At 32.2% G+C, this 1,062-nt stretch carries 2 protein-coding genes; both read right to left on the bottom strand.

Annotation, left to right across the window (positions count from 1 at the left end; all coding sequences use genetic code 11):
• Positions 1-260: 260 nt before the first annotated feature.
• The gene (locus tag AC1DSL_RS18560; protein WP_477533379.1) at positions 261-470 is read right to left on the bottom strand and encodes a hypothetical protein; all 210 of its coding nucleotides are present in this window, start codon (positions 468-470) and stop codon (positions 261-263) included.
• Positions 471-563: 93 nt separating this feature from the next.
• Positions 564-1,062: hypothetical protein (locus AC1DSL_RS18555; RefSeq protein ID WP_477533378.1), on the bottom strand; the 499-nt coding region annotated here is incomplete at its 5' end.

Here is a 1,062-nt window from a genome sequence, read left to right as displayed (position 1 = left end):
TCCCAGGAGGGATTCGAACCCCCGACCGACGCCTTAGCTTACCACTATAGCTTTCGCTACCAATGAACATTGTTTGTAGTCTGGACTATATCTTCACCATTGCAGGTGCGACACGTGGGGATTAGAACCTTTAACGAACCATGACCGTCATTATCTTCTCTTTACATTATAGTAGAGATTCGATCAAATACAACTTCCTATAAAAAATTGTGCGTATAATTGAAATGTAACGCTCCCATCATAACTAAAAATCATGATAACTAATCGTTATCATGATTCGAAAGCGAACGTATATAAGATTCTGTAAATGGAACGAGATAATCAACTACTTTTTCATCAGGATTCAACTTGGCATTGTGTAGACCATACGATGAATCAACTCCTGCCCAAAATAGGAAGCCAGGAATATCTTGAAGGAAATAGCCAAAGTCTAATTGATAAATAACCTTTATTTGTGTTCTTAACGTCAATTATGATATTTCGTTCATGATAACTCAAGTTTTTTTGAATGTGTTCATGATAACTGATTYTTCTTTCAAGGTAGGGTAAACCAATTATTTAAGTTAAATTGAAACAAGATAAATCCCAACTTTAATAAGTAAGTATGTAAACAACATTAGCACTAGTGAAAACAACAATAATTGATTCAGAGAAGTTTGCTTTCTTTTATACCAATGTTCTTGCACATCAATATCTGCAAAATACTTAATCAAACTCTTTACCTCATTAATATACTCTTGATGAGAAGCAGTATATTGTTCAACATTAGTAATTTTACTTGGAAATAAATCTCCTGACCAAATAAAAATTTGAAAAGGATTTTCTTTCAAACACTCTCTTATACTAACTAATCTAGACAGATACTCAGTTGTTAAGATAGTTTGATAGCTTTTAATATAATCATCAATATCATCAATAGCCTTTTTACCATAATCATAGAACAATTGAGATCTTGTAGTTTCATTCATTACGACAGATTCATATATAACCCCGTTTTTATCTCTGTCCCTTTTCATTTCTTTTATCATAATCGATTCAGCCAAATAATCCTCATGTATGTAC

It is taken from the genome of Paenisporosarcina sp. P4_D4 (assembly GCF_056401835.1).
This window is presented reverse-complemented; position numbering and strand designations above follow the sequence as displayed.